Source organism: Ochrobactrum sp. AN78 (assembly GCF_029909885.1).
Classification (GTDB): domain Bacteria; phylum Pseudomonadota; class Alphaproteobacteria; order Rhizobiales; family Rhizobiaceae; genus Brucella; species Brucella quorumnocens.
Window position 1 is genome coordinate 39,420 of record NZ_JASAMU010000007.1, and the last position, 22,417, is coordinate 61,836.

Here is a 22,417-nt window from a genome sequence, read left to right on the forward strand (position 1 = left end):
CGCCGCCACCGCCAATCGATTGTGCGACAAAGCCAGATGAAGCAAAGCCTTCCGTCAGAATTGTTCCGTTTGAGGTAGCCGTGACCGAACCACCGTTGCCACCGCCAGCACCCGAACCACCAAGCCCGACACTGACCGTGCCAGCACTATTGCATCGGGGCTGCTTCAGCTTGGCGATGGCGGAACGTCAGGGTCGATTGTCGGTGATGTCACCAACAACGGCACTTTGGCATTTAACAGGTCTGGTACTCTTGTCTTCGACGGCGTAATTTCAGGTGCAGGTGATGTGCGTCATATCGGGACCGGCGTAACCGTTCTCAACAAGCAGAGCGCGTATACAGGTGCGACTTCTGTCGAGGCTGGAACGCTTGCGGCAGGCGGAACGAACTATTTCAGTTCCAACTCAAATTTCACCGTTGCTCAAACGGGCACTCTAGCCTTGAATGATTTCAATCAGTCACTCAAATCACTGAGCAATTCAGGAATTGTCGACCTTGGTCCAAACGCAGGGACGACGCTGACCGTGACCGGCAACTATACCGGAAATGATGGCACAGTGTTGATCGGAACGGTACTCGGCAACGATAGTTCAGTCACCGATAGGCTTGTCGTTAATGGCGATGCAAATGGAACGGGCATTCTGGCGGTCAAGAATATGGCCGGTAGCGGCGCTCAGACTAGCGAAGGCATCAAAATCGTTGATATCAACGGCGCGTCCAATGCGACATTTACCCTGCTTGGGGATTATCAGTTTCAAGGCGCGCCTGCAGTTGTAGGTGGTGCTTATGCCTATCAACTCTATAAAAACGGGAAAGCCAACCCGAATGATGGTGACTGGTATCTGCGCTCAACCATCAAGGATCCGACTGACGGCGGCGGCACAAACGGCGGTGGCGACGATGGTGAAGAAATTCCCCTCTACCAGCCGGGAGTTCCCAGCTACGAAGCTTATCCACAACTCCTACTTGGCCTAAACAGCTTGCCGACACTGCAACAGCGTGTGGGCAACCGCTATTGGAGCAACGCTGGCAACGTCATGCTTGCAGAAGGAGCCGACCCAATCGGTTCGCCTTACGCTCCTGCGGCAGAAGCTGGTAACCTGATCGAGGGCAATGGTGTGTGGGGTCGCATTGAGGGCGCTCATACCAACGCCGATCCACGCTTCTCTACGTCAGGAACAGATTACAGCTTTAATACACTCAAGCTTCAGGCAGGCCTCGACGGCGTGCTGGCTGAAACAGAGAATGGCAAGCTGATTGGCGGGATCACTGTCCACTATGCCCACGGCAAAGCCAAAACGAGTTCGCTATATGGCGACGGCGAAATTTCAACGGACGGCTATGGCTTTGGCGGTACGCTGACCTGGTATGGCGACAACGGCTTCTATCTCGACGGTCAAGCGCAAGTTACCTGGTATGACAGCGATCTGATGTCCGATCTTGCCAATATGGGGCTGGCAGACAGCAACAACGGCTTCGGCTATGCATTTTCCGCAGAAAGCGGCAAACGTATTGTAATCGACCAGAGCTGGTCACTCACGCCACAAGCTCAGTTGACCTATTCGAGCATTGATTTTGACAGCTTCAATGATGCTTTCGATTCTCGCATCAGTCTTGATCGTGGTCGAAGCCTGCAAGGCCGGATCGGATTGTCTCTTGAACAGCAGAACTCCTGGTACAACGCTAACGGACTTATCGACAGAACCTATCTCTATGGGATCGCGAACGTTTACTACGAATTCCTGGATGGAACAAAGGTCGATGTCTCCGGTACGAGCTTCGCCAGCAAGAACGAACGTCTCTGGGGTGGCATCGGTCTGGGCGGCAGCTACAACTGGAATAGCGACAAATATTCGATCTATGGCGAAGGTTCAGTCAATACAAGCCTGGAGAATTTCGGCGACAGCTATAGCTACAAAGGCACACTCGGTTTCCGCGTCCGTTTTTAATAGCTAGAACATTTCAACAATTGCCTATCCGCAAAAACACATTTTGCGGATAGGCATCAGAAATATTGCGCCAAGTTCTTGGTTATGTCCTAGCCAGCGAACATCAGCTCCAATCTCGTGTTGATGGCAGTAAAGGCGTCATAAGCGGATCGACATTGTTTTCATCAAACTGCTCGGCCAAAAGAGAAGCTGTTGTAGGTCCCAACGTAAAACCTTGATGACCGTGTCCAAAGTGGAACCAAAGACCCTTGTGTCGGCTCGGCCCTACAACCGGCAACATGTCCGGCATACAGGGACGTGTCCCTGACCACGGAATTTCTTCAACAGGTTCCTGTAAGGAAAAAAGCTCGCCCGCAGCCGCTTCAGCGCGTAGTATCTGGCGAGACGACGACACAATTCCCGGTGGGGTCATATGCGCTCCGGTCAGAATGCGCAGCCCTTTATTCATTGGTGCGATGAAAGTCGAATTCTCAATATCCAGCGTCGCTACTTGAGGTTCTTGCTCAACGGCAAAATGGCGATGATAACCACGTTTGAAGACCATAGGGATGCGGTAACCAAAAGCTTCAAGCAGTTTAGGCGACCACGGACCCAGAGCAATTACCACATTCTCAGCGGAAATTGCCCCCGCTTGCGACAACACCCGCCAGCCCCCAATATGTTGCTGCAATGTCGCGGCATCTCCCGTGACAAATATTCCACCGCGCGCAACGAAAAGTGATGCGTAGCGGCTTACCAATTCTCTCGGATCGCGGCACGTCCACGGAGAGGTCCAATGAACAGCGCCAGCGAGCGGACGACGCAGCGTTGGTTCAAGCGATGCCATTTCACTCATCCCAAACACCGTGTGCGGCACATCATATATTTGCTTCAATCGTTCGGCGGCTTCTGCCGCGAGTTCGAACTTCTCCGCAGTGCGATAAACGGCACGCCAACCTTTCCGAACGATCAGCTCATTTGCGCCTGCAGGCTCTATGAACCGTGCATGCTCTTCGCTCGCTCGCAGTATGAGCTTTGAATAGGTCGCAACAGTTTTGGCATAAGGTTTAGGTGCCGACTGACCGAAATAACGCCACAGCGGGCCAACCAGATGTGGCATGTCACGCATTCGCCAATCGACATCATTGCCGCGTTTTAAAACAATGGACAAGATTTCCCGTAGCGAACGAGGGAAAGCATAAGGCTCCACAGCTTCTGTCTGGATAATGCCGGCATTGCCATAGCTGGTCTCTTGCCCCGGCGCCTTGCGATCCACAAGAACCACATGATGCCCCCTCTCCTGCAACGCAAGAGCGGTTGAAACACCAACCATACCGGCTCCAAGAACGATTGTGTCAGTCATGGCTCAATTCCATCATGAGAATTTGGAGAAATCAGGCAGAGACTCCTATTGGCCGTGAACATACGACTATACATTCAAAGCAATCAATTTGACTTTCTGACAATAAACATATTTTTATTATTAGAAAATTCAATTCTTCCATTCAAGAGATCAGAATGAAGCTTTTCATCGCCGGACTGGACACCGAGACCAACACATTTTCACCGATGCAGACTGGGCTTGAAGCCTTTTCAGAAAACCTTATCGCCTATGGCGACGCGACCCAAAGGCCTCTGAACTGTTGTTCGTCACAGCTTTTCGTCTGGCGCAATGCCGCGCAGGAAAAGGGCTGGAATGTCGTTGAGAGCCTCTGCGCGGTGGCGGAACCAGGCGGGAGAACGACACGCTTGGTTTATGAACACTTCCGCAAGACCATTCTCGGCGACCTGGAAGCAGCCATGCCGGTCGACGCAGTCATGCTGGCGCTTCATGGCGCCTGTGTTGCAGACGGCTATGACGATGTTGAAGGTGATCTGATTTCACACGTCCGCAAACTCGTCGGACCAGAAATTCCGATTGCAGTTGAACTCGATCTTCACTGTCATATCACCGACCTCATGATCGATAATGCTTCTATAATCATGACCTATAAAGAATACCCGCACACCGATATCGAGACGATTGCGGCACAGCTCTTTGCGATGCTGGAACGCACGCTTGCAGGTGAAATCCGACCGATCATGGCTGCCTATGACTGCCGTCTTGTCAGCATTTTCCATCCGCACAAAGCGCCGCTGCGTGGAATAGTCGATCGCATGAAAGAAATGGAAGGGCAGGACGGTGTGCTGGCCATATCTTTCGGCCATGGCTTTCCGTGGGGTGACGTTGCAGATGTGGGAGCCAAAACACTCGTTGTCACCGACAATGATTCAAGCAAAGCTGCACGCATTGCCGAAAGCTTTGGCCATGAAATATATGTGGCACGCGAGGAGATGCGCGGCGATTACCTGACAATCGATGAAGCGCTGGATCGCGCCATTGCGGTCGAGAATGGTCCCGTCGTGTTAGCTGATGTTTCTGATAATGCAGGCGGAGGAGCGCCGGGGGATTCAACCTTCATCCTGCGCCGCATTCTTGAGCGCGGCATCGAAGATGTTTCTTCCTGTCTCTACTGGGATCCGATTGCCGTACGCATGTGTCGCGAGGCAGGCGAAGGCGCGACGTTGGAACTAAGAATCGGAGGCAAGATTGGAAAAGTGTCTGGCGATCCACTGGACCTTACAGTCAAAATCAGACGTATCGCATCTGATATTACACAGCGTTTCGGGCCAACGCCGCTCAGCATTGGCGATGCAGTATGGGTCAGCTCAGGAAGCATCGACATCGTTCTGAACACGGTTCGCACCCAAACATTCCACCCAGAATGCATGACAGGATTGGGTCTCGATCCGTCACGGAAGAAGATTATCGTTGTCAAATCCAGCAATCATTTCCGGGCCGGTTTTGAACCCATCGCAAGCGAAATCCTCTATGTCAGCGCGCCAGGTGCGCTGCAGCCTCGTTTCGAAAATCTGCCATTTACCAAACTGAAAAAGCCTTATTGGCCAAGAGTTGCCGATCCGCTGGGCTAGTCATAAATTACCTCGCGGATTGAATTGCATTTCAAGAGCACATTGATTACGCGAACGTGTTAGTGAATTGGTTATTCCGTCGTATAAGCTCCCGGCTTACCGCACGCTCAACACGATCTAGCCGATGGCGAATTGGAGACGTCAAGAATGAATGATGCGAAGTCCAGCCTTGGCGATATTCTGCGAGACATTCGCAATCGCAATCATTGGACGCTTGCCGAAGTGAGCGCGATGACGGGGCTGGCTGTATCGACCCTCTCCAAGGTCGAAAACAATCAAATGCAGCTCACTTATGACAGACTTATCGAGCTTGCACAGGGGTTGAATATCGACATAGCCGAACTTTTTGGGACGATCGCAAGTGCCGACGACACGTCCAATGTTATGGGCCGCCGCACGTACACTAAATCTGGCGAAGGCAAGTCGATCATCACGCAGAATTACGACTATCTCTATCTCTGCACGGAAATCTACAAGAAGGCGATGGTACCTATTCTAGCGGTCGCGCATGCCCGCACCCTTGAAGAATTTGGCCCTCTTATCCGTCACAAAGGCGAAGAGTTCTTCTATGTAGTTGAAGGGGAGTTAGAGCTGCATTCGGAGATCTATGCACCGCTGCGTCTCAAGAAGGGCGACTCCGCTTATTTTGACGCGATGACAGGCCACGCCTATCTCAGCGTGAGCGAAGAACCTGCGCAAATCCTGTGTGTTTGCTCCACGCCTGAAACCGAATTGGTTTCCACTCTCGTCGATCAGCAGACCATCAAGTTTCGAGCTGAATGAGCGAATAACCTTTGCCGACCCTGCTATTTTGCAGAATTTTTTGCGAAAATTATGTTTCCTATAAGAAAATTAATTGATTGCCTTTCAGAGCTGTGCGAACCTGCAATGACTACCTTCGGGTACAGCTGAATTAGCTGGCTGAAGCGATGCGTGCAGCCAGTCCCATTGTTGGAGACAACATTGTCTGATCTTACGGCAATCGAAGCTTTCAATCGCTCAATACCCGCCGACCTTCGGACACCTTATGTCGAGATCGATGACGAGCGCATGATGCAAAACCTCAAGGGAATGCAACGGCGTGCCGACCAAGCCGGTGTTGCTTTGCGCCCTCACATCAAAACGCACAAGAATCTTACAATCGCGCAACGGCAGCTTGAACTCGGCGCAATCGGCGTCACAGCTTCAAAACCGGAAGAAGCCCTGGTTTTCGTTGAAGGCGGGGTGCCTTCAGTCACCCTTGCCTATCCAATCGTCCAGCCTGAAGCCATTGACCGACTCGTGCGGAGCGCGAAGGTTCGCCAGACCGAACTTTTATTCATTGCAGCACACGAGATAGGCGTTGAAGCAATTGGGGCTTCGGCGCAAGCGCATGGCGTTAAACTCGGCGTCTTTTTAAAAGTCGATGTTGGTTTGGGACGCGTCGGCGTTAAACCGCAAGATCCTGCAGCCGAGCGATTGGCTCACCGCATTGCAAAGCACCCGCATCTCACATTCGAAGGGCTTTTGTCCCACGCTGGGCACTCTTATGGCAGCAAGTCTGCCGAAGAGCTTGCGAATATTGCCAATGCAGAAGCGCAGGCATTGTTGGAACTTGCAGAACAGCTGAAAAAATCAGGCGTCGCGGTGTCAAGAATTTCTGTGGGAGCAACGCCGACTTGTCTCGGCGCACAGATCCCTGCCGGTATTACCGAAATCCGCCCAGGCAACTACGTTTTTCTCGACCGCACGGCACTTCGACTGGGCATCACGTCTGCGGATGATATGTCACTTTCAGTAATCGCGACCGTTGTTGCCCATAATGACTACCACTTCATCGTCGATGCGGGCTCAAAATCTCTTTCATCCGACCTTGGCGCACACGGTTCCGGTGGCAGTGGGTTCGGGATTGCCGTCAGTGTGAACACCGCAGCTCCACAAACATGGGAAGTTGAGCGTCTTTCAGAAGAACATGGCTTCGTTCGGTGTTCAGATACGCAGCCTGCTATCGGAAGTCGTGTTCGCATCTTCCCAAATCATTCCTGCGCGGTTGTCGCTCAGTTTGATCGGGTCACATTGCGTCAATCCGATGGACGACCATGCACATTATGGACCAACGCTCGAGGCCGGCAAACATGACGCCTAAGCCAAGGCACACCCAACACACTCCACTTGGAATAACTGAGAGAGGACTGATATGACAAAGGAAGTTGAATGGGCGCGCATGACTGCGCCTGCTCTGCGTGAGATCGCTGGCAAACCCGGTGCCCTTGCCGTATTGCCTATCGGATCGCTGGAACAACACGGTCCGCACCTGCCGGTCATTACAGACACCGCCAGTGCTTCGGCAGCATCGATACGTGCGGCACGCCTAGTCGCCGATGAAATTCCAATCGCCGTCCTTCCTGGACAGTGGCTTGGCATGAGTGAGCACCATCTGCCTTTTGGCGGAACGATTACCCTTGATTACGAAACACTCAGCCGCGTCATCCGTTGCATCGTGCGGTCGTTGAAGGCAATCGGTTTCTCGCGCCTTTTCATCGTCAATGGCCATGGTGGCAATATCGATCCGCTTGCGGTTGCAGCACGCGAACTGGCAGTCGAATTTGCAATGCCAATCGTCGTCACCACACCTTGGATGCTGGCAAGCGAGGAAGCAGGAAAGATCTTCGAGGTCGATAGCGGCCCGCACCACGCCTGCGAAGGCGAAGCTTCGGTCATGCTGGCGATTGCTGGCGATGCCGTAAAAACCGAAATGTTCGGTCAGGCCTTTGGCAATCAGCGGCATCCTGTTGATGTGCCGGCAGATGTTTCACGCTTCTATTCCTTTGCTGAACGCGCACCCGTCACCGGAACCTGGGGCGATCCACGCAGCGCAACAGCAGAAAAAGGCGAAAAATTTCTCGATCTTCATGCGCGCGAGCTCGTGAAGCTGATCCGCAATGAAGTTCTGTGGACCAAACCCGATCCGGTTTGGGCACCAGCGCGAGGCCTCGGAACAACTGACGGCCGAGCAGAATAATCGGCGAAAGCAGCCCAACAACTCAGAGGGAACAAAATGAAAATAAAATCACAAAGAATGCGGAAGACTTTACTCTCATTAGCAGCAGCGGTAGCGCTTTCGGGAGTAGCACTGGCTCCGGCAATGGCCAAAACACTTGTCTATTGTTCGGAGGGCTCACCGGAAGGTTTTGACGCCGCACTCTACACCACCAACAGCACATGGGATGCTTCTGCCGAGACGATTTATGATCGCCTGACCGAGTTCGAAAGCGGCACTACGAATGTGGTTCCAGGTCTGGCTGAGAGCTGGGTCATATCCGATGACAATCTCGAATATACGCTGAAACTGCGTCAGGGCGTGAAATTCCACACCACGGACAGTTTCACCCCAACGCGCAACTTCAACGCAGACGACGTGCTTTTCACCTATAATCGCCAGCTCGATAAGCAGCACCCGTGGAACAATTATTTCGTTGGTGCTGGCTGGGAAATGTTCAATGCAATGGACATGCCTGCGATCATCAAGGAAGTGGTCAAGGTTGACGACCATACAGTCAAATTCGTGCTGAACCAGCCAGATGCTTCCCTGCTGGCAAAGCTCGCGCTGAATTTCGGTTCGATCATGTCGGCTGAATATGCCGAGCAGCTGGAGAAAGCTGGTCAGCGCGAAGATCTTGACCATAAGCCGGTCGGTACAGGACCTTTCCGCTTCGTCGATTATCAGATCAACGCCGCAATTCGCTTTGCTGCAAATGCTGATTATTGGGATGGCGTACCCAAAATTGACACCCTGATCTTTGTGATAGCCACCGACGCCGCCACTCGTATGCAGAAATTGCAGGCCGGTGAATGCCATGTTGCGGCCTATCCTGCTCCGGCCGACGTTGCTGGATTGAAGACCGATCCAAACTTGACAGTGATGGAACAGCCGGGACTGAACGTCGCGTATCTCGCGATGAACACACTAGATGCGCCATTCGATAAGCTGGAGGTGCGCCGCGCTATAAACATGGCCGTTGATCGCAAGGCCATTGTCGACGCCGTTTATCAGGGCATGGGTCAGGTCGCGCAAAGCGTGCTGCCATCGACTATGTGGGGCTATAATGGGGACATCAAGGGATATAGCTATGATCCGGTTGCTGCAAAAAAGCTTTTGGATGAAGCTGGCGTCAAAGACCTCAAAATGAAGATTTGGGCGATGCCTGTCAGCCGCCCCTACATGCCGAATGCACGCCGCGCCGCGGAATTAATGCAGGCTGACCTCGCGAAAGTCGGTATCGGAGTAGAAATCGTCTCTTACGAATGGGGCGAATATCTCAAGAAAGCGCGCGACAAGCAGCGCGATGGCGCAATTGTTCTGGGAGGAACCAGCGACAATGGTGATCCCGACAACCTGCTCAGTTATTTCTTTAGCTGCTCGGGCGTGGGAGGCAGCAACAATGCCAATTGGTGCTACCAGCCACTTGAAGACATTCTGCAAAAAGCGCGCGTGAGCTCGAACAAGGACGAACGCACCAAGCTTTATCAGGAAGCACAGGCAAGCATCAGCGATCAGGCACCTTGGGTTCCACTGGCCCATTCAACTGTTGTGCTGCCAATGTCCAAGAAGGTCAAAAACTATGTGATGGAGCCGCTCGGTTCGCATCGTTTCGAGAAAGTCGATATCGAAGAATAAACGAGAAGAAAATTAGATATGGGGACAGCGTTTACAAGCACTGTCCCCAGGTTAAAATGGCCAGATATCAGCGCATCATCGCGGCGACATTGCCGCCGTCGACTGTAACAACCGCACCGGTTGAAGTGCGCGCTGAAATGAGATGCAGAAATGCTTCCGCAACGTCTTCCGCCAGCACTTCACGCTTGAGAAGATTGCCGCGCATATAGACTTCCGGTGATACGCCACGCGCCTGTGCACGCTCTTCAACCATTTCGCCGGTCATCAAGCCCGTGCGAATGCGGTCTGGATTGACAGCGTTGACCGTAATCCCATCCGCAGCATGTTCCAGAGAATATTGACGCATCAGGGCCATGAGTGCCGCTTTTGAAGTTCCATAAGGGCCAAAATCAGGACCCGGATTAACGGCCTGCTTGCTCACATTGAACACAATGGAACCACCCGTTCCCTGATGCTTCATGACATTCACCGCAGCGCGGGCGATGTAATGATGGCTCCAGAAGTTCAAATCGAATGCCTTCTTGAACAAAGCATCGTCGACAGATGCCAACGCGCCTTGAAAAGCTGCACCAGCGTTTGAAACCAGAATATCCACGCCGCCGTAGGTTGCCACGATGTCTGCAATGGCCCTTCCGGCAGACTCAGCATCAGTCAGGTCACAAGCGATTGCTTTTCCGCCCAGACGCTTTGCTTCGGCTTTCGCACGCTCCGCATCGATGTCGATCAAAGCAATTTCAGCACCCTGCTCTCTGAGACGCTCCGCAATAGCAAGCCCAAGCCCGCCTGCTCCACCTGTAATGACCGCAACCTGACGGGTTAGTGGCTTCTCCGTCTGCTTAGCGAGTTTGACTTGCTCGAGCGACCAATATTCAATGTCAAAGAGGTCTTCTTCGCTAAGGGCCTCAAACCGATCTATCCCTTCAGCGCCACGTATTACTTCGATGGTTGCCTCAGCCACATCCGCACCGATGCGTGCAGCTTTTTGCGTAGGTCCCGCAGCAAACAAACCAATACCATCAATATAAAATACGCGAGGCATCGGATCGAGCATGGTTTTGTCGCCGCCAACACGTGCATTGTTGCGCTCAAAATAGTCTTTATAAGCTGCGACGTAAGATGTGACGCTGTCTTTAACGATCAGCGCCCAGCTCTCAAGGTCATTTGCATATGGTGCAGGAAGGGAAACGCCATAACGCTTGATATGGATGACGTGCTCAGGCGTTGCATTGCCGCGACGTACCAGATCGGTAACATTGGGAGCACCGCAGAAATCGAGGATATCATCGTTCGAGCGATGTTCCATGATGAACCGGCGCGGACGCCCTTCTTCCTTGCCCGGAAGCGCGATTATTCCTCGCAAAATCGGCGCGATATCAGCGATTGAAGCAAGCTCTTTCGTGTGTTCATTTTTGCTCGCCCGGCCGAATGGCCGCGGATTGCCCACAGCAATGCGCTTCTCGGCCCTATCAATTGCTTCGATCATATTCTCGTAAGCAACACGCGGATCTTCAGACCATGTGAAAATGCCGTGTTTCAGCAGGATCATGCCCGGTGCATCCGGGCGATCGGAAAATGCTTTCAGGCAAGCCTTGGACAGATCGAATCCCGGCATGACATAAGGAACAATGATCATTTCCGGGAACACTTCCCGAATGATTGCTTCACCATTTGGCTGATTGGTCAGCGCGACAATCGCATTGGCATGGGTGTGATCGACATGTTTGAAAGGAAGAATGGCGTGCAGGATTGCTTCTACCGAAGGATTGGGGGATGACGGATCGAGCAACAGGCGGCGCTGTAACATCACCATATCGTCGTCACTTAGCTTATCGTAATTGACCATCGCCTTGAGACGTTCAAGATGGAGCGCAGGCAATCCTGCGGGCTCAATCTTGCCCATATCCCAACCACTGCCCTTTACGCAAAGCACTTCTACAGGAGTACCATCGTGGTCGTTCAGCACCGTCTTGACTGAGGTGTTTCCACCACCGTGCAGCACGAGCTTTGGCTCAGATCCCAGTAAACGTGTGGTGTATGTACGGATGGCAATATCGCGATTGATGCCCGCCTTCTCATAAGCACCTACAATTGCGTTGAAATCCGCATCCGACCAATTCGACTTCATCTGCCTGCTCCTCAGTTGGCGATCTGCAACCTCCAAGCCGCAGACATAGACAAGCGCGCACGGAAAATATAATTTTCCATGGCAAAACAATAATTTATGAAGACATTTCCTCACTCTTGAAACAATTGACACTATATACTGACAATAGTCAACTTCCTTGATTGGCTTGTTGATTAAAACTCGTTTCTGTGCGAGTCAGATTAACGGCTAACATCAGGAAATCAGTATGACATCGGACGATCTAACACCGTCTACGCATGCCATCCCGGCTGAGTTTGATGACGCGATCGTATGGGCGGCGTGGCTCTATTATGAAGACCAGCTCACCCAGAATGATATCGCGAAGAAGATGGGCGTTTCTCGTGCCACAATCGTCAACTACCTACAGGAAGCGCGGCAGCGGGGTGTAGTGCGGATTCTGATGAACTCGGAAATTCTGACACGTACCGAAATCTCGCACAAACTTGCCGCCAAATATGGATTGGACGAAGTTCTCGTCATTCCCAGCGAAAAAGCAGCTTCCTCTGAAGCGCGACTACAAGCGTTGGGAACCGGCGGCGCACGCCTCATCGAACGCATGATAAAACCGGGAGATACCATCTGTGTATCCTGGGGGCGGACCGTTCTTGCAATCGCGGATGCTATTTCGCTTCCGCGCCCCGTGGACGGACTTACCGTCGTTCAGGTCACGGGCTCATCCATGGGCAAGCGTGAGTTTGCGGCGGAGCTTTGCACATCGATCATGGCACGCAATGTTGGAGCAACCAGTGTGAATATGCTCGCTCCTGCCATTTTGAGCAGCGCCGGATTGCGCGATGCCTTGATGGGCGAGCCCGCTCTTAAAAAACAGTTTGAGCTAATTGCTCAATCAGACATGATCGTGTTTGGCGTCGGAGGCTTGTCGTCAGAAAGCACGATGCGTATTGCCGACGTCACCAGCGATGACGAAATCGACGCCTATGCCAAGGATGGCGCAGTTGCAGTGTTGATCTGCCGTTTCCTTGACAGTGAAGGAAAACAGGTCATTCGCGAACTCGATCAGCGCGTGATTGGTATCGAACTTGATGAGTTGCACCGTGTTCCGCGCAGGCTCTGCGTTGCCGGTGGTGCGCGCAAAGTCGAAGCCATCCGCGCAGTCTTGGCTGGGGGCTATGCCACCCATCTCGTAACCGACTTCGAAGCAGCCCAGCTGTTACTCGCTTAATAGATCATGATGCGGCGGATCGGTTCAGACGCTCCGCCGCGTTTCTCATTACTGCTTGATTGCCGCAGTATTCATGAAGTTAAGCGTGTCCTCAAATGAGCGGATACCAGCATCGGACCCTAGCCCTGTCGCAACCAGTGCTGCGGAAGCCTGCGCAAAATTAAGCGCTGTTTTTATATCCATTTTGTGGTGCAAAGCCGTGATAAAGCCGGCATCGAACGCATCGCCACAACCTGTCGTATCCACAACTTCGATCTGGAATGCTGGCTGGCGCAAAACCGCCCCAGATTCATCCATGAAGCATACACCATCCCCACCAAGAGTGAAAACGCAGTGCTTGACGCCCCGTTCAATAAAGAACTGGCCGGCATCTTCAACGCTTTCTGCGCCAGAAATTTGCTTCGCTTCCTCAATCGACGGCATGAAGTAGTCGATATGCGGAAAGAGAGGAGCGATAAGATCGAGCGTGCCATCATTGGCACCCAGAAGGTCGAATGTGGTCGTCCGACCTCGTGCTTTTGCTTCCGCAAGAAGCTTTCGACTCGGCTCGCCATCCAGCTTTGCCAATAGACCTGTTCCACCAAGATGGATAATTGGCGGCGCCAGAACTGCATCCAGTGCAGTGTCGGCAATCTCAAAGTGATCGGATGCACCACGCGCATGCAGCGCCGGACGATCTCCATTGCGGCGAATATTCAATATAGATGAGGATGTTGGAATACCCTTCAAGCGCTGCATCTCAGCGACATCAACGCCGAAGCGTTGCAGAGTTGCCAGTACAAAATCGGCTTTCTCGTCGTCACCCACTGCACCGACCGCAAGACAGTTGAGGCCAAGCTTGGCAAGATCGACTACGGTTCCGCCAGCTGTCCCGGCCACTGTCAGCCGGATTTCGTCGATAAACTCGACATTGCCGCCCGCCGGAATCGCATCCACTGGGCGTCCGAGAACGTCCAGAATATAGAGCCCTATAACGGACACATCGTGAGACATGAAATCCTCCCAGATTTCAGTTGGGAGAGGTCTGCGAAAAAACACAGACCGCCCAACGTAATTCAGTTTAAATGTTTGATGGTTCTGTTTATCCGACTTGTTTCAAGTCCTGTCGCGTAAAGCGAAGATCGTGCCAGCGAGCAGGATGAAAGCCCCAACGATTGCCAGTTGCAGCGTGCTTGGAATACCCACAAAGATTAGCACATTGCTGACGAGTGTTATCAACAGTACACCCAGCAGCGTCCCAATCACCGAACCCGAACCACCGGTGATACGCGCTCCGCCGAGCACAACAGCGGCAATAATTTCCAGCTCCATCCCTGCAAGGTCAAAAGGATTAGCAAGACGATTGCTGGAAACGTGCACGACGCCTGCGATACCAGCCAGCAAACCTGCATAAGCAAAGACAAAGATACGGACACGGACACGGAAAAGGTTGATACCAAGACGCTCTGCGATGGATGGATTGCCGCCAACCGCGAAAATCGCACGTCCCATCAATGTGCGCTCAAGGATGAACCACGTTACGAAAGCAGCAACCACGAGCACCAGAACGGTAGCAGGTAGAACCGACACAACACCATTCGATGCGTGATGCGTGAACAAAGACGCCTTACCGAACGCATCCATTGCAGCCGGGATATTCATGAAAAGTGCCGTACCAACAAAGGTCAGAAGGAAACTTCGGATCACATATTGCGTGCCAATCGTTACGATAAGCGACGGCGCTTGTAGCTTCTGCACGAGGAAGCCATTCAGCGCACCAAAACACGCGCCACCCAACGCTGCCAGCACAAGAATGACTGCCATTGGCATTTCGGGGAACAGGTTCGTCACCAACATTGTCAGCGCGTACATGACGAAAGCGGCAATAGCTGTAAACGAGACATCAATACCGCCTGACGCCAACACGACCAACACACCCATGGCAAACAAACCACGCACGACGGATGCACGCAGGATATCGACAAGATTGCTCATCTGCAGGAAATCGGGATTGGCTGCGATTACCACCAAGCAGGTGATCACTGTCAGCAAAAGCGTGAACAGTTCCGGTCTCGCCCCCATCAGGTCCCAAAGACGAAGCAGAACGCCACGATCTTTCGCACTGGTCTTTTCTACCGATACGATGTCGGTCATTGCGCGATCTCCTTTGCAGTGCTGGCCATGGATGCATAGATCGCGTCTTCAGTCAGTCCATCGGCATTGTGTGCGGCAACGATACGGCCCTGTCGCATAACGAGAATGCGATCGCAGTTCTGCAAGAGTTCAGGCAGATCGTCGCTGATAATGATGACACCCATTCCATCGTCAGCCAGGCGCTGGATGATGCGGAAAATTGTATCCTTGGAACCAACATCAACCCCAACTGTCGGACCGTGCAGGATAAGCAGTTGCGGGTTGATCGTCAGCCAACGTCCAATCAGAACACGCTGTTGATTGCCACCTGACAGCGATTGAACGGGAATCGATACGTCTGGTGCAACAATTTGCAGATCGGCTACGCTGTCCTCTGCAATTTTCTTGGCTCTTCTGCCACTGATCATGCCCAGCGCATTGCGCAACCGATCAAGAATTGGCAAGGTTATGTTGTCTTGAATAGGCTTTTCCAGAAAAAGCCCTTCTGTAAGACGATCTTCTGGAACATAGCCAATGCCAAAACGGATTGCGTCAGCCGCCGATTGCGGCGCAATTTCTTTGCTGTTCAGTCTGATTTTTCCAGACTTTGCAGGCACAACACCGGCAAGCGCGAGCGCCAGCTCATTACGGCCCGAGTCAAGCAAGCCGGTTATGCCTAATATTTCGCCCTTTTTTAAGGAAAGCGAAACAGATTCAAAGTTCTGCCCATCACTCAGTTGGTCAACATCGAGCATCACTTCGCCGAGTTTTGGCTCGGTGCGATACCGGGTTTCGCTAATCTCGCGACCTGTCATCCAATGACTGAACTCGGCCTTGGTATGCGTAGCAACGTCAAGCTCTGCAACTTTCAAACCATCACGCATGATGATGGCGCGTCCGCCGAGCGACTTGCATTCGTCGAGCTTGTGGGTCACGAAAAGAACGGCGACGCCCTTGCTCAACAGTCCCTCGACAACGCGCAAAAGATTGACGACTTCCTGCCGTGTCAACGACGTTGTCGGCTCATCCATGATGACGAGACGCGCTTCGGAAGCAACTGCGCGGGCAATCGCAATCAGCTGGCGCGTGGCAAGTGGCAACGTGTCGGTTCTACGTTTCAGGAAGGCAGTATCGGTTGGCAGATGAACCTCGGCCAAAGCGCGTCTCGCCGTTTCATTCAGGGCAGAAACATCGAGCCTGCGCGCAAGTTTACCCGATGCTTCAACGAGTTGTTCGGTAAAGGCTACATTTTCGGCAACAGATAGATTGGGAAGCAATGATAGGTCTTGATAGACCGTTTCGATGCCTGCGCGCAAAGAACCGATAGCGCCAATGTCGCCAGCACGGGCGCCTGTTGGTTCGCCGTCGATGAAAATCTGCCCCTCATCGGCAGGCTGTGCGCCGGAAAGGATTTTGATCAGTGTGCTTTTGCCACAGCCGTTCTCACCCATCAGGTGATAGATTTGGCCTGCTTCGATAACAAGGCTGACCTCTTTAAGCGCCTTGACGCCACCAAAGGATTTCTTGACGTTTCGAATTTCAAGAAAGGGCGGCGTTGATGCAGGTGTTGAATCTGTAGCGTGCATGGACAATTCCTGAAACTCTCAGACACTTTTGCGCCGTGTATTGGTTCAAGGCGCGTAAACTGGTTGGGTGCAATACCGCAGTTTCGGGGCTGCTGTGGTGCGAAGCAGCCCCGAAATATTATCAGACGAGCGGAGTCCTTCTTAGAACGGGAAGTTCTTGTAGTTGGACTTGTCTACGTCCACCCAAGCCTGACCCTGCATGATGACGCCCTTGCCCGGTCCCTTGATCACGGTCATCTTCTCATAGCCGGGAACGCCAAGGTCCATACCATCCTTGATTTCCTCGCCCTTGAGAACCAGATCTGCGACCTTGTTCATGACATAGCCAGCGTCTTTCGGGTCCCAGAAGAATATCTGATCAACAGCGCCGCTTTCGAGATATGGGCCAGTATCCTTTGGCAGACCAAGGCCATAAACGCAGGTCTTGTCCTGAAGGCCAGCTTCTTCGACGGCACGGCCAATGCCGATCACGTCAATAGCGGAGGAACCCTGAAAACCCTTGATGTCTGGATATTTTCGCAGGATTTCCTTTGCCTTTTCATAGGCTTTATTGGCATCATTGAAGGATTCATTCTTCTCGGCAACCAGTTCCATGTCTGGATACTGCTTTGCGTTGGCCGCACCAGCATCAACCCACTGATTGTGCGTCAGGCTGCCGAGCGAACCTACGAAAGACGTCCACTTACCGGATTTGCCCATGCAGTTTGCAAGTGCTTCATTGATGCGCGTTCCGAATGCCTTGTTATCGAAGGCTTCGATATCAACATCGACATTGGTCAGGCTGTCGCCTTCGTGAGCGATAACCTTGATACCGCGCTGAGCCGCGCGACGCAGGACGCCTTCAAGCGCTGATGGGTCCATTGGCACAACTGCGATCGCAGACACGTTCTTAGCAACGAGATCTTCGAGAATACGAGCCTGCTGCGCGGCGTCTGCCTTAGCAGGTCCGACCTGACTTGCATTAACGTCAGGATTGTCTTTGCCAAATGCATCGACACCTTCATTCATGCGGGTGAACCAGTTTTCACCGGTAACTTTTACAACTGTTGTAATGGTTGGCTTGTCCTGCGCGACGGCAATGCCACCCATCGCTACGCCTGCGAGCACTGTGCAGGCAGTCAGTTTGGAAATTATACGCATGCTTCTCCTCCAATTATAATGATGCTTATTGTTGGGTTTCATTCCTGACGGCCTGCAAGTTTCCTCCCCGCAGGGCCATCAGGGAATTGGTCATCGTCTCAGCCGTAACCAGTAGCCAAGGTGCACGCGCGCTGATGCCAGTAGCACCAGAAGCAACACACCCCATGCCAGATCGCGGAAGAAGTTGGAAATGTTCATGAAGTTGAACAGGCTTGAGAGAATCTGAAGCGCTGTCGCTGCCAGAAGCACGCACAGCACTTTGCCATATCCACCTTCCGGCTTAACGCCGCCGAGTACTGCGATAAGAATGGCAATCAAAACATAAGAGCCGCCGTAATCCCATTTCACAGAAGAATTACGCGCCGCGATGATGATCCCTGCGACCGATGCAAGCACACCGCAAATCGTATAGGTGATAAGCAGCATACGCTTTTCATTGATACCGCCGTAACGCGCGGCTTTCGAGTTGCTGCCCATCAGCATTAGCTTCACACCGAAGGGTGTGTACTTCAGAAGAAAAGCCAAGAAAGCAGCAATTGCGAGAAACAGCGCAAAACACATCGGAATGCTGAGAATTGGCATATTGCCGAAATTATCCAGCGGCTCGATATAACCAAGGCTGATTGCCGAACCATTGGTCAGAAACACGGCAATACCAGTAAAAACCAACTGCGTGCCAAGCGTTGCGATCAACGGCGTCAATCGCGCATAAGCGATCATGATCCCGTTAACCAACCCGCCAACCAGCCCAACTGCGAGCGCTAATCCAGCAAATGTCCATGAAAACAGAAGCGGCGCATCAGCAACCGGAATGATGCTGCGGGCAACAAGAAACGCTATAATTCCTGCGAGATTGGCAAGCGCAATACCGGAAAGATCAATACCACCATTTCCAGAGATCATGGCGAGCATGACGCCGAGCGCAAGCAGACCAAGTTCAGGCACCTGAGCGGCCATAGACTGCAGATTATAACTGTCCATGAAATTGGCGCCGGCAAAAGCCGCACCAGCAGCCAGCACTGCACCATTGATCAAAAGCAGAAAAACCGTCTGCCTATCCACGCCATACGATGACATGTCATCTCCTCCCAGTATCAAGGCTCCCACCCCGCAAAATGAACGGGAAATCCACTAGACATTCTGCCTAATTGAACTATGCCACCCCGCACTGACATTTGTCAGTGTATGTTGTCGCCTGTCAACACATTTTGTTTAAAGCTCATCGAAAGCCCGGATTCTCGGCTTTTTCTGCTTATTGATCTTGGCCGGAGAGCGCCTTCCTCTTACGCTCATCCCTATTGTTAATAAAAATTCTTACATTTGTCGATCATCTATCGAAAAATGTAAGAATTTTAAGAGACGCCATCATACTTTGGGAGAGACAACCCCTGCTAAAGGTGACACAATGGATGCTTCAGTGAGATTATTGGGGTATTTCATGCGCACAGCCATAACACTATCGGCGCGAAATATTTGACGGACTGGATCAGAAATGAAGTCACCAGTGGTCGACCCGTGGCGCTAACACGGACAAGCAATCAATCAGAAATCGTCGGTGATTACGTGCTTTGAATCTTCGTCACAGGACTGTTTTCGCCAAGCGCACGTTTAACGGCAGCGCGCGCCGAGGCCAAGTCTGGCATAACCCAGTTTGGTTCACTACCGAGAAATTTATCAAGAAATGCTATCGCATAACCTGGCATTTCAGAGACATTTTCCTTGTAAGACCACCACGTTCGCAGCTCATCGGCACATTGGTCGATATCTGGCACCGTACCAAACTCTTGCTCCTGCACAGCGGCAATCGCGCAGATACAGTAGTTTGTATAGAGAAATCCCTCCGGCCAGAAGCGAACAATCTCGTAAAGCCGAGCGGAATCTCCTGCAGCGTGCTTGGGTGGCGAAACGACCTTGGCGGGCGACAAACGGATCAACTCTCGCAACACGAGACCCGCAGCAAAGGCGATGAAATCCTTACGATCCACCTTGGCGAAGCGCTTGTTTTGATCAACGAGTTCCACCCAGTTCAGAAAGGCTTCGGTGAGCTTCTTTTCGTCAATCTCATATTCGACACCATAAAGCTCATGCAGCAAGCTCGCATGCTTACGAAATGTGGCCCTGAACCAACGCAGTTGACGCAGCCGATGACGCAAATCAGGCATCGATGCCATTTGTTCTCTGAGTAGCAAGTCCATGTTGCGAGCGGCCTCCCGTTTGCAAATGACATTATGCGAAACCGATTCAAAAGTCAGGTGTCTTTCGCCGTTATTTATCGACAAAATTATACATATTGACATTCTAGAAGACAAATGTTCTCTAATTGATGAAAGACGAACTTGGAAAATATCTGGTTCGTTCTTCGTGGGAGGAGAACAAAAATGGCTATCTGGCAATGGGCATTGCTGGCACTCGCCTTGCTTTGGGGCTTTCAGTCTTTGGGCGTCTGGTTCCAGATGCGCCACTATTCCGATGTGATGAAAGGCATCACATCGAAATATTCTGACGGCTTTGTTGGCGCAGGCCATGTGCGCGGACGCTTCGGCAGAGGCGTCATTGTTTTGCTCGTTGTAGACCGCGATTTGGTGGTGCGACGTTTCCTGCAAATGAGCGGTCGGACGGTTTTTGCCCAGTTTATCCGTCGCGAAGGCTTTGAGGGAATGCGCCTCAGCGAATTGCAGGACAATCCCTCAATCGTAGAAGGCACGCCTGAAGTGGTGACTGCCGCCAAACAGGCGATGGAACAGATCGGCCGTATAAGAGGTCAGTCCGACGGGCTCGAACTCGAGGGTTTAAAAGCAGTGGGAGCATAGGAGTTGCTTGCCTAAAACAAGCAACCGAGGAGGAACAATGTCGATAGTGACGATGTTGGCACAACATGCCGACGTAACAATGCAATCTATACATATGGCTGGCAGCATGATTTCTGACGCTGCGCTGCATGGCAAACATGTCGCTGACCAAGCAGGAAACGATCTTCTGCAACTGGCACAAGCAACAACGACTGGACCCGCAGATGCAGGCAGTAGCGGAATTACTGTAGATCAGTTTAAAGAGCGCCTTCAGAACGTCCAACAGGAAGAGCAGCTTGGCTGGCTTGCCTCAATCGGCAAGCATTTCATCGGTGTCTTCCAAAAAGGCGGCGAAGTCTTCGCAGGGTTTGTAACCGGCATTATCCCGACGCTTGTCGTGCTGATGACTGCCTTTTATGCCGTAACAGAACTGGTCGGCGAAAAGCGCGTTCATGGTATTGCGCGTAGCGCGGGGCGTATCGCCCTCACCCGTTATACGGTTCTGCCCGTTCTCTCTGTCTTCTTCCTGACAAACCCGATGGCTTATACATTCGGGTCTTTCCTGGATGAAAAATACAAGCCCGCCTTCTATGATGCTGCGGTTTCCTATGTGCATCCACCACTGGGTCTGTTTCCGCATATTAATCCGGGCGAATATTTCGTCTGGGGTGGCGTGCTCGTCGCGCTTCTCGAACTGGAGAAGAAAGGCGCTGTACCAACCGGCTACCACATCAACGTGGCAATCTGGTACGCAATCGTGGGTCTCGTCGTGATCCTTCTCAAAGGCATGCTTACCGAACGCATCACCGCCATTATGGCGCGGCGTCAGGGCATTGAGCTTTAAGCGGGAATTGGGGAGGACGACATGGTAAAGACCTATAAAGCAGTTAAGATTTCCCGCGGCTCCAACGGTTGGGGCGGCCCGCTTATCATTCAACCGACTGAGCAGCGCAGCAAAGTTGTATCTGTCACGGGCGGCGGCATTCACCCCCTTGCGCGCCAGATCGCTGAACTCACTGGTGCAGAAGCCGTTGACGGTTTTCGCTCACCTCCGATTGAAAGCGAAATGGCTGTCGTAGTTGTCGATTGCGGCGGAACGGCCCGTTGCGGTGTCTATCCGCGCAAGCGCATTCCGACCGTGAACATCACGCCGGTCGGGCAGTCCGGGCCACTGGCGCAATTTATCACTGAAGACATCTACGTTTCTGGCGTGAAGCCGGAGAATATTATTCTTGCTGACGGTTCAGCCGCCGCAGCCCCTGCTGCAGCATCTATTGAAGAAGAAGCGCATCAACCGGTGGAACAGCCGAGCGAAGGTGGACTTGTAGGATTTATCAGCAGCATTGGCCGTGTGATGGGCCGTGTGGTTGGTATTTTCTTCCAGGCCGGACGCCGCACAATCGATCAGGTCATTCGTAACGTCTTGCCGTTCATGGCATTCGTAACGATGCTGATTGGCCTCATCCTTTATACCGGTATTGGTGACATTCTCGCACAGCCACTCGGACCACTTGCCAATAACATTGTCGGTTTGCTGGTGCTCTCTGCAATATGTGGCTTGCCATTCCTGTCGCCGATTTTGGGGCCTGGTGCGGTCATCGCACAGGTTGTCGGTGTGGCAATTATTGGACCGCAGATCGCAAACGGCACCATTGCCCCGGCCATGGCTCTGCCCGCGCTTTTTGCCTACAACACGCAGGTCGGTTGCGACTTTGTACCGGTTGGTCTGGCACTCGGTGAAGCGAAACCCAAGACAATCGAAATTGGTGTTCCCGCTGTTCTCATCAGCCGTCAGATCATGGGTCCGCTTTCTGTCCTGATCGCCTGGGTAGTCAGTCTCGCAGTGCTTTAAAACTCTCAACCTGCCGCGGCAAAAACAGCGGCAGGCTTTCCCTAATTCGTGC

The 22,417-nt window shown here is 52.4% G+C and carries 17 protein-coding genes and 1 pseudogene; 10 read left to right on the forward strand and 8 right to left on the reverse strand.

Going from position 1 to position 22,417, the window contains the following annotated elements:
- Window positions 1-142: 142 nt before the first annotated feature.
- Window positions 143-1,948, forward strand: a pseudogene (locus tag QBD00_RS14380) (autotransporter outer membrane beta-barrel domain-containing protein); the annotation flags it as partial.
- 103 nt (window positions 1,949-2,051) lie between these two features.
- Here QBD00_RS14380 and QBD00_RS14385 read toward each other — a convergent pair.
- The gene (locus tag QBD00_RS14385; RefSeq protein WP_318579830.1) at window positions 2,052-3,290 is read right to left on the reverse strand and encodes an FAD-dependent oxidoreductase; all 1,239 of its coding nucleotides are present in this window, start codon (window positions 3,288-3,290) and stop codon (window positions 2,052-2,054) included.
- A gap of 155 nt (window positions 3,291-3,445) precedes the next feature.
- On the opposite strand from QBD00_RS14385, the gene QBD00_RS14390 reads away from it, so the two are divergent.
- The 5 genes from QBD00_RS14390 to QBD00_RS14410 all read left to right on the forward strand — a co-directional run bounded on the left by QBD00_RS14390 (window position 3,446) and on the right by QBD00_RS14410 (window position 9,557).
- Window positions 3,446-4,900 (forward strand): M81 family metallopeptidase, encoded by a 1,455-nt coding sequence (locus QBD00_RS14390; protein WP_318579831.1) that lies wholly within the window; start codon window positions 3,446-3,448, stop codon window positions 4,898-4,900.
- Between the two features lie 147 nt (window positions 4,901-5,047).
- Entirely contained in the window at window positions 5,048-5,683 is a 636-nt protein-coding gene (locus QBD00_RS14395) for a helix-turn-helix domain-containing protein (protein ID WP_095444668.1), read from the forward strand.
- A gap of 180 nt (window positions 5,684-5,863) precedes the next feature.
- Window positions 5,864-7,018, forward strand: a complete 1,155-nt coding sequence (locus QBD00_RS14400) for an alanine racemase (protein ID WP_318579832.1) — start codon at window positions 5,864-5,866, stop codon at window positions 7,016-7,018.
- Window positions 7,019-7,076: 58 nt separating this feature from the next.
- The gene (locus QBD00_RS14405; RefSeq protein WP_151091697.1) at window positions 7,077-7,901 is read left to right on the forward strand and encodes a creatininase family protein; all 825 of its coding nucleotides are present in this window, start codon (window positions 7,077-7,079) and stop codon (window positions 7,899-7,901) included.
- Window positions 7,902-7,958: 57 nt separating this feature from the next.
- Entirely contained in the window at window positions 7,959-9,557 is a 1,599-nt protein-coding gene (locus tag QBD00_RS14410) for an ABC transporter substrate-binding protein (RefSeq protein ID WP_412535030.1), read from the forward strand.
- 67 nt (window positions 9,558-9,624) lie between these two features.
- Here QBD00_RS14410 and QBD00_RS14415 read toward each other — a convergent pair whose 3' ends face one another.
- Window positions 9,625-11,682, reverse strand: coding sequence for a bifunctional aldolase/short-chain dehydrogenase (locus QBD00_RS14415; protein WP_318579834.1), 2,058 nt, complete (start codon window positions 11,680-11,682; stop codon window positions 9,625-9,627).
- Between the two features lie 226 nt (window positions 11,683-11,908).
- Here QBD00_RS14415 and QBD00_RS14420 point away from each other — a divergent pair, with 226 nt between their 5' ends.
- Window positions 11,909-12,886 carry a sugar-binding transcriptional regulator gene (locus QBD00_RS14420; RefSeq protein ID WP_318579835.1) on the forward strand — a complete coding sequence of 326 codons (978 nt, stop codon included), beginning with the start codon at window positions 11,909-11,911 and terminating at the stop codon, window positions 12,884-12,886.
- A 48-nt stretch (window positions 12,887-12,934) separates the two neighbouring features.
- On the opposite strand, the gene QBD00_RS14425 is transcribed toward QBD00_RS14420, so the two are convergent.
- The 6 genes from QBD00_RS14425 to QBD00_RS14450 form a co-directional block, all read right to left on the reverse strand.
- The gene (locus QBD00_RS14425) at window positions 12,935-13,879 is read right to left on the reverse strand and encodes a carbohydrate kinase family protein (RefSeq protein ID WP_151091705.1); all 945 of its coding nucleotides are present in this window, start codon (window positions 13,877-13,879) and stop codon (window positions 12,935-12,937) included.
- Window positions 13,880-13,981: 102 nt separating this feature from the next.
- Window positions 13,982-15,019, reverse strand: a complete 1,038-nt coding sequence (locus QBD00_RS14430; protein ID WP_318579836.1) for an ABC transporter permease — start codon at window positions 15,017-15,019, stop codon at window positions 13,982-13,984.
- On the reverse strand, window positions 15,016-16,584 hold the full coding sequence (locus tag QBD00_RS14435; protein WP_318579837.1) for a sugar ABC transporter ATP-binding protein: 1,569 nt from the start codon (window positions 16,582-16,584) through the stop codon (window positions 15,016-15,018). The genes QBD00_RS14430 and QBD00_RS14435 overlap by 4 nt, the downstream gene beginning before the upstream one ends.
- Before the next feature lie 141 nt (window positions 16,585-16,725).
- A complete protein-coding gene (locus QBD00_RS14440) occupies window positions 16,726-17,724 on the reverse strand; it encodes an autoinducer 2 ABC transporter substrate-binding protein (protein WP_151091711.1) in 999 nt (332 codons plus the stop codon).
- A gap of 90 nt (window positions 17,725-17,814) precedes the next feature.
- Window positions 17,815-18,801, reverse strand: a complete 987-nt coding sequence (locus tag QBD00_RS14445) for an ABC transporter permease (protein WP_318579838.1) — start codon at window positions 18,799-18,801, stop codon at window positions 17,815-17,817.
- Between the two features lie 482 nt (window positions 18,802-19,283).
- Window positions 19,284-19,919: a hypothetical protein gene (locus QBD00_RS14450; RefSeq protein WP_264231395.1), complete on the reverse strand. Its 636-nt coding sequence runs from the start codon at window positions 19,917-19,919 to the stop codon at window positions 19,284-19,286.
- Window positions 19,920-20,102: 183 nt separating this feature from the next.
- Here QBD00_RS14450 and QBD00_RS14455 point away from each other — a divergent pair, with 183 nt between their 5' ends.
- Genes QBD00_RS14455 through QBD00_RS14465 form a run of 3 tightly spaced genes read left to right on the forward strand, consistent with a single transcriptional unit; the run spans window position 20,103 to window position 22,365 of the window.
- The gene (locus QBD00_RS14455; RefSeq protein ID WP_264231396.1) at window positions 20,103-20,534 is read left to right on the forward strand and encodes a transcriptional regulator GutM; all 432 of its coding nucleotides are present in this window, start codon (window positions 20,103-20,105) and stop codon (window positions 20,532-20,534) included.
- 37 nt (window positions 20,535-20,571) lie between these two features.
- Entirely contained in the window at window positions 20,572-21,357 is a 786-nt protein-coding gene (locus tag QBD00_RS14460) for a PTS glucitol/sorbitol transporter subunit IIC (RefSeq protein ID WP_151091719.1), read from the forward strand.
- A gap of 21 nt (window positions 21,358-21,378) precedes the next feature.
- Window positions 21,379-22,365 carry a PTS glucitol/sorbitol transporter subunit IIB gene (locus QBD00_RS14465; protein ID WP_151091721.1) on the forward strand — a complete coding sequence of 329 codons (987 nt, stop codon included), beginning with the start codon at window positions 21,379-21,381 and terminating at the stop codon, window positions 22,363-22,365.
- Window positions 22,366-22,417: the final 52 nt, after the last annotated feature.

What these genes read in the sequence shown, in the direction of transcription:
- QBD00_RS14455 (WP_264231396.1), top strand. Translation starts at nt 20,103, where the DNA reads ATGGCTATCTGGCAATGGGCATTGCTGGCACTCGCCTTGCTTTGGGGC.
- QBD00_RS14435 (WP_318579837.1), bottom strand. Translation starts at nt 16,584, where the DNA reads ATGCACGCTACAGATTCAACACCTGCATCAACGCCGCCCTTTCTTGAA.
- QBD00_RS14415 (WP_318579834.1), bottom strand. Translation starts at nt 11,682, where the DNA reads ATGAAGTCGAATTGGTCGGATGCGGATTTCAACGCAATTGTAGGTGCT.
- QBD00_RS14440 (WP_151091711.1), bottom strand. Translation starts at nt 17,724, where the DNA reads ATGCGTATAATTTCCAAACTGACTGCCTGCACAGTGCTCGCAGGCGTA.
- QBD00_RS14405 (WP_151091697.1), top strand. Translation starts at nt 7,077, where the DNA reads ATGACAAAGGAAGTTGAATGGGCGCGCATGACTGCGCCTGCTCTGCGT.
- QBD00_RS14395 (WP_095444668.1), top strand. Translation starts at nt 5,048, where the DNA reads ATGAATGATGCGAAGTCCAGCCTTGGCGATATTCTGCGAGACATTCGC.
- QBD00_RS14445 (WP_318579838.1), bottom strand. Translation starts at nt 18,801, where the DNA reads ATGTCATCGTATGGCGTGGATAGGCAGACGGTTTTTCTGCTTTTGATC.
- QBD00_RS14430 (WP_318579836.1), bottom strand. Translation starts at nt 15,019, where the DNA reads ATGACCGACATCGTATCGGTAGAAAAGACCAGTGCGAAAGATCGTGGC.
- QBD00_RS14420 (WP_318579835.1), top strand. Translation starts at nt 11,909, where the DNA reads ATGACATCGGACGATCTAACACCGTCTACGCATGCCATCCCGGCTGAG.
- QBD00_RS14385 (WP_318579830.1), bottom strand. Translation starts at nt 3,290, where the DNA reads ATGACTGACACAATCGTTCTTGGAGCCGGTATGGTTGGTGTTTCAACC.
- QBD00_RS14410 (WP_412535030.1), top strand. Translation starts at nt 7,959, where the DNA reads ATGCGGAAGACTTTACTCTCATTAGCAGCAGCGGTAGCGCTTTCGGGA.
- QBD00_RS14450 (WP_264231395.1), bottom strand. Translation starts at nt 19,919, where the DNA reads ATGGACTTGCTACTCAGAGAACAAATGGCATCGATGCCTGATTTGCGT.
- QBD00_RS14460 (WP_151091719.1), top strand. Translation starts at nt 20,572, where the DNA reads ATGTCGATAGTGACGATGTTGGCACAACATGCCGACGTAACAATGCAA.
- QBD00_RS14425 (WP_151091705.1), bottom strand. Translation starts at nt 13,879, where the DNA reads ATGTCTCACGATGTGTCCGTTATAGGGCTCTATATTCTGGACGTTCTC.
- QBD00_RS14390 (WP_318579831.1), top strand. Translation starts at nt 3,446, where the DNA reads ATGAAGCTTTTCATCGCCGGACTGGACACCGAGACCAACACATTTTCA.
- QBD00_RS14465 (WP_151091721.1), top strand. Translation starts at nt 21,379, where the DNA reads ATGGTAAAGACCTATAAAGCAGTTAAGATTTCCCGCGGCTCCAACGGT.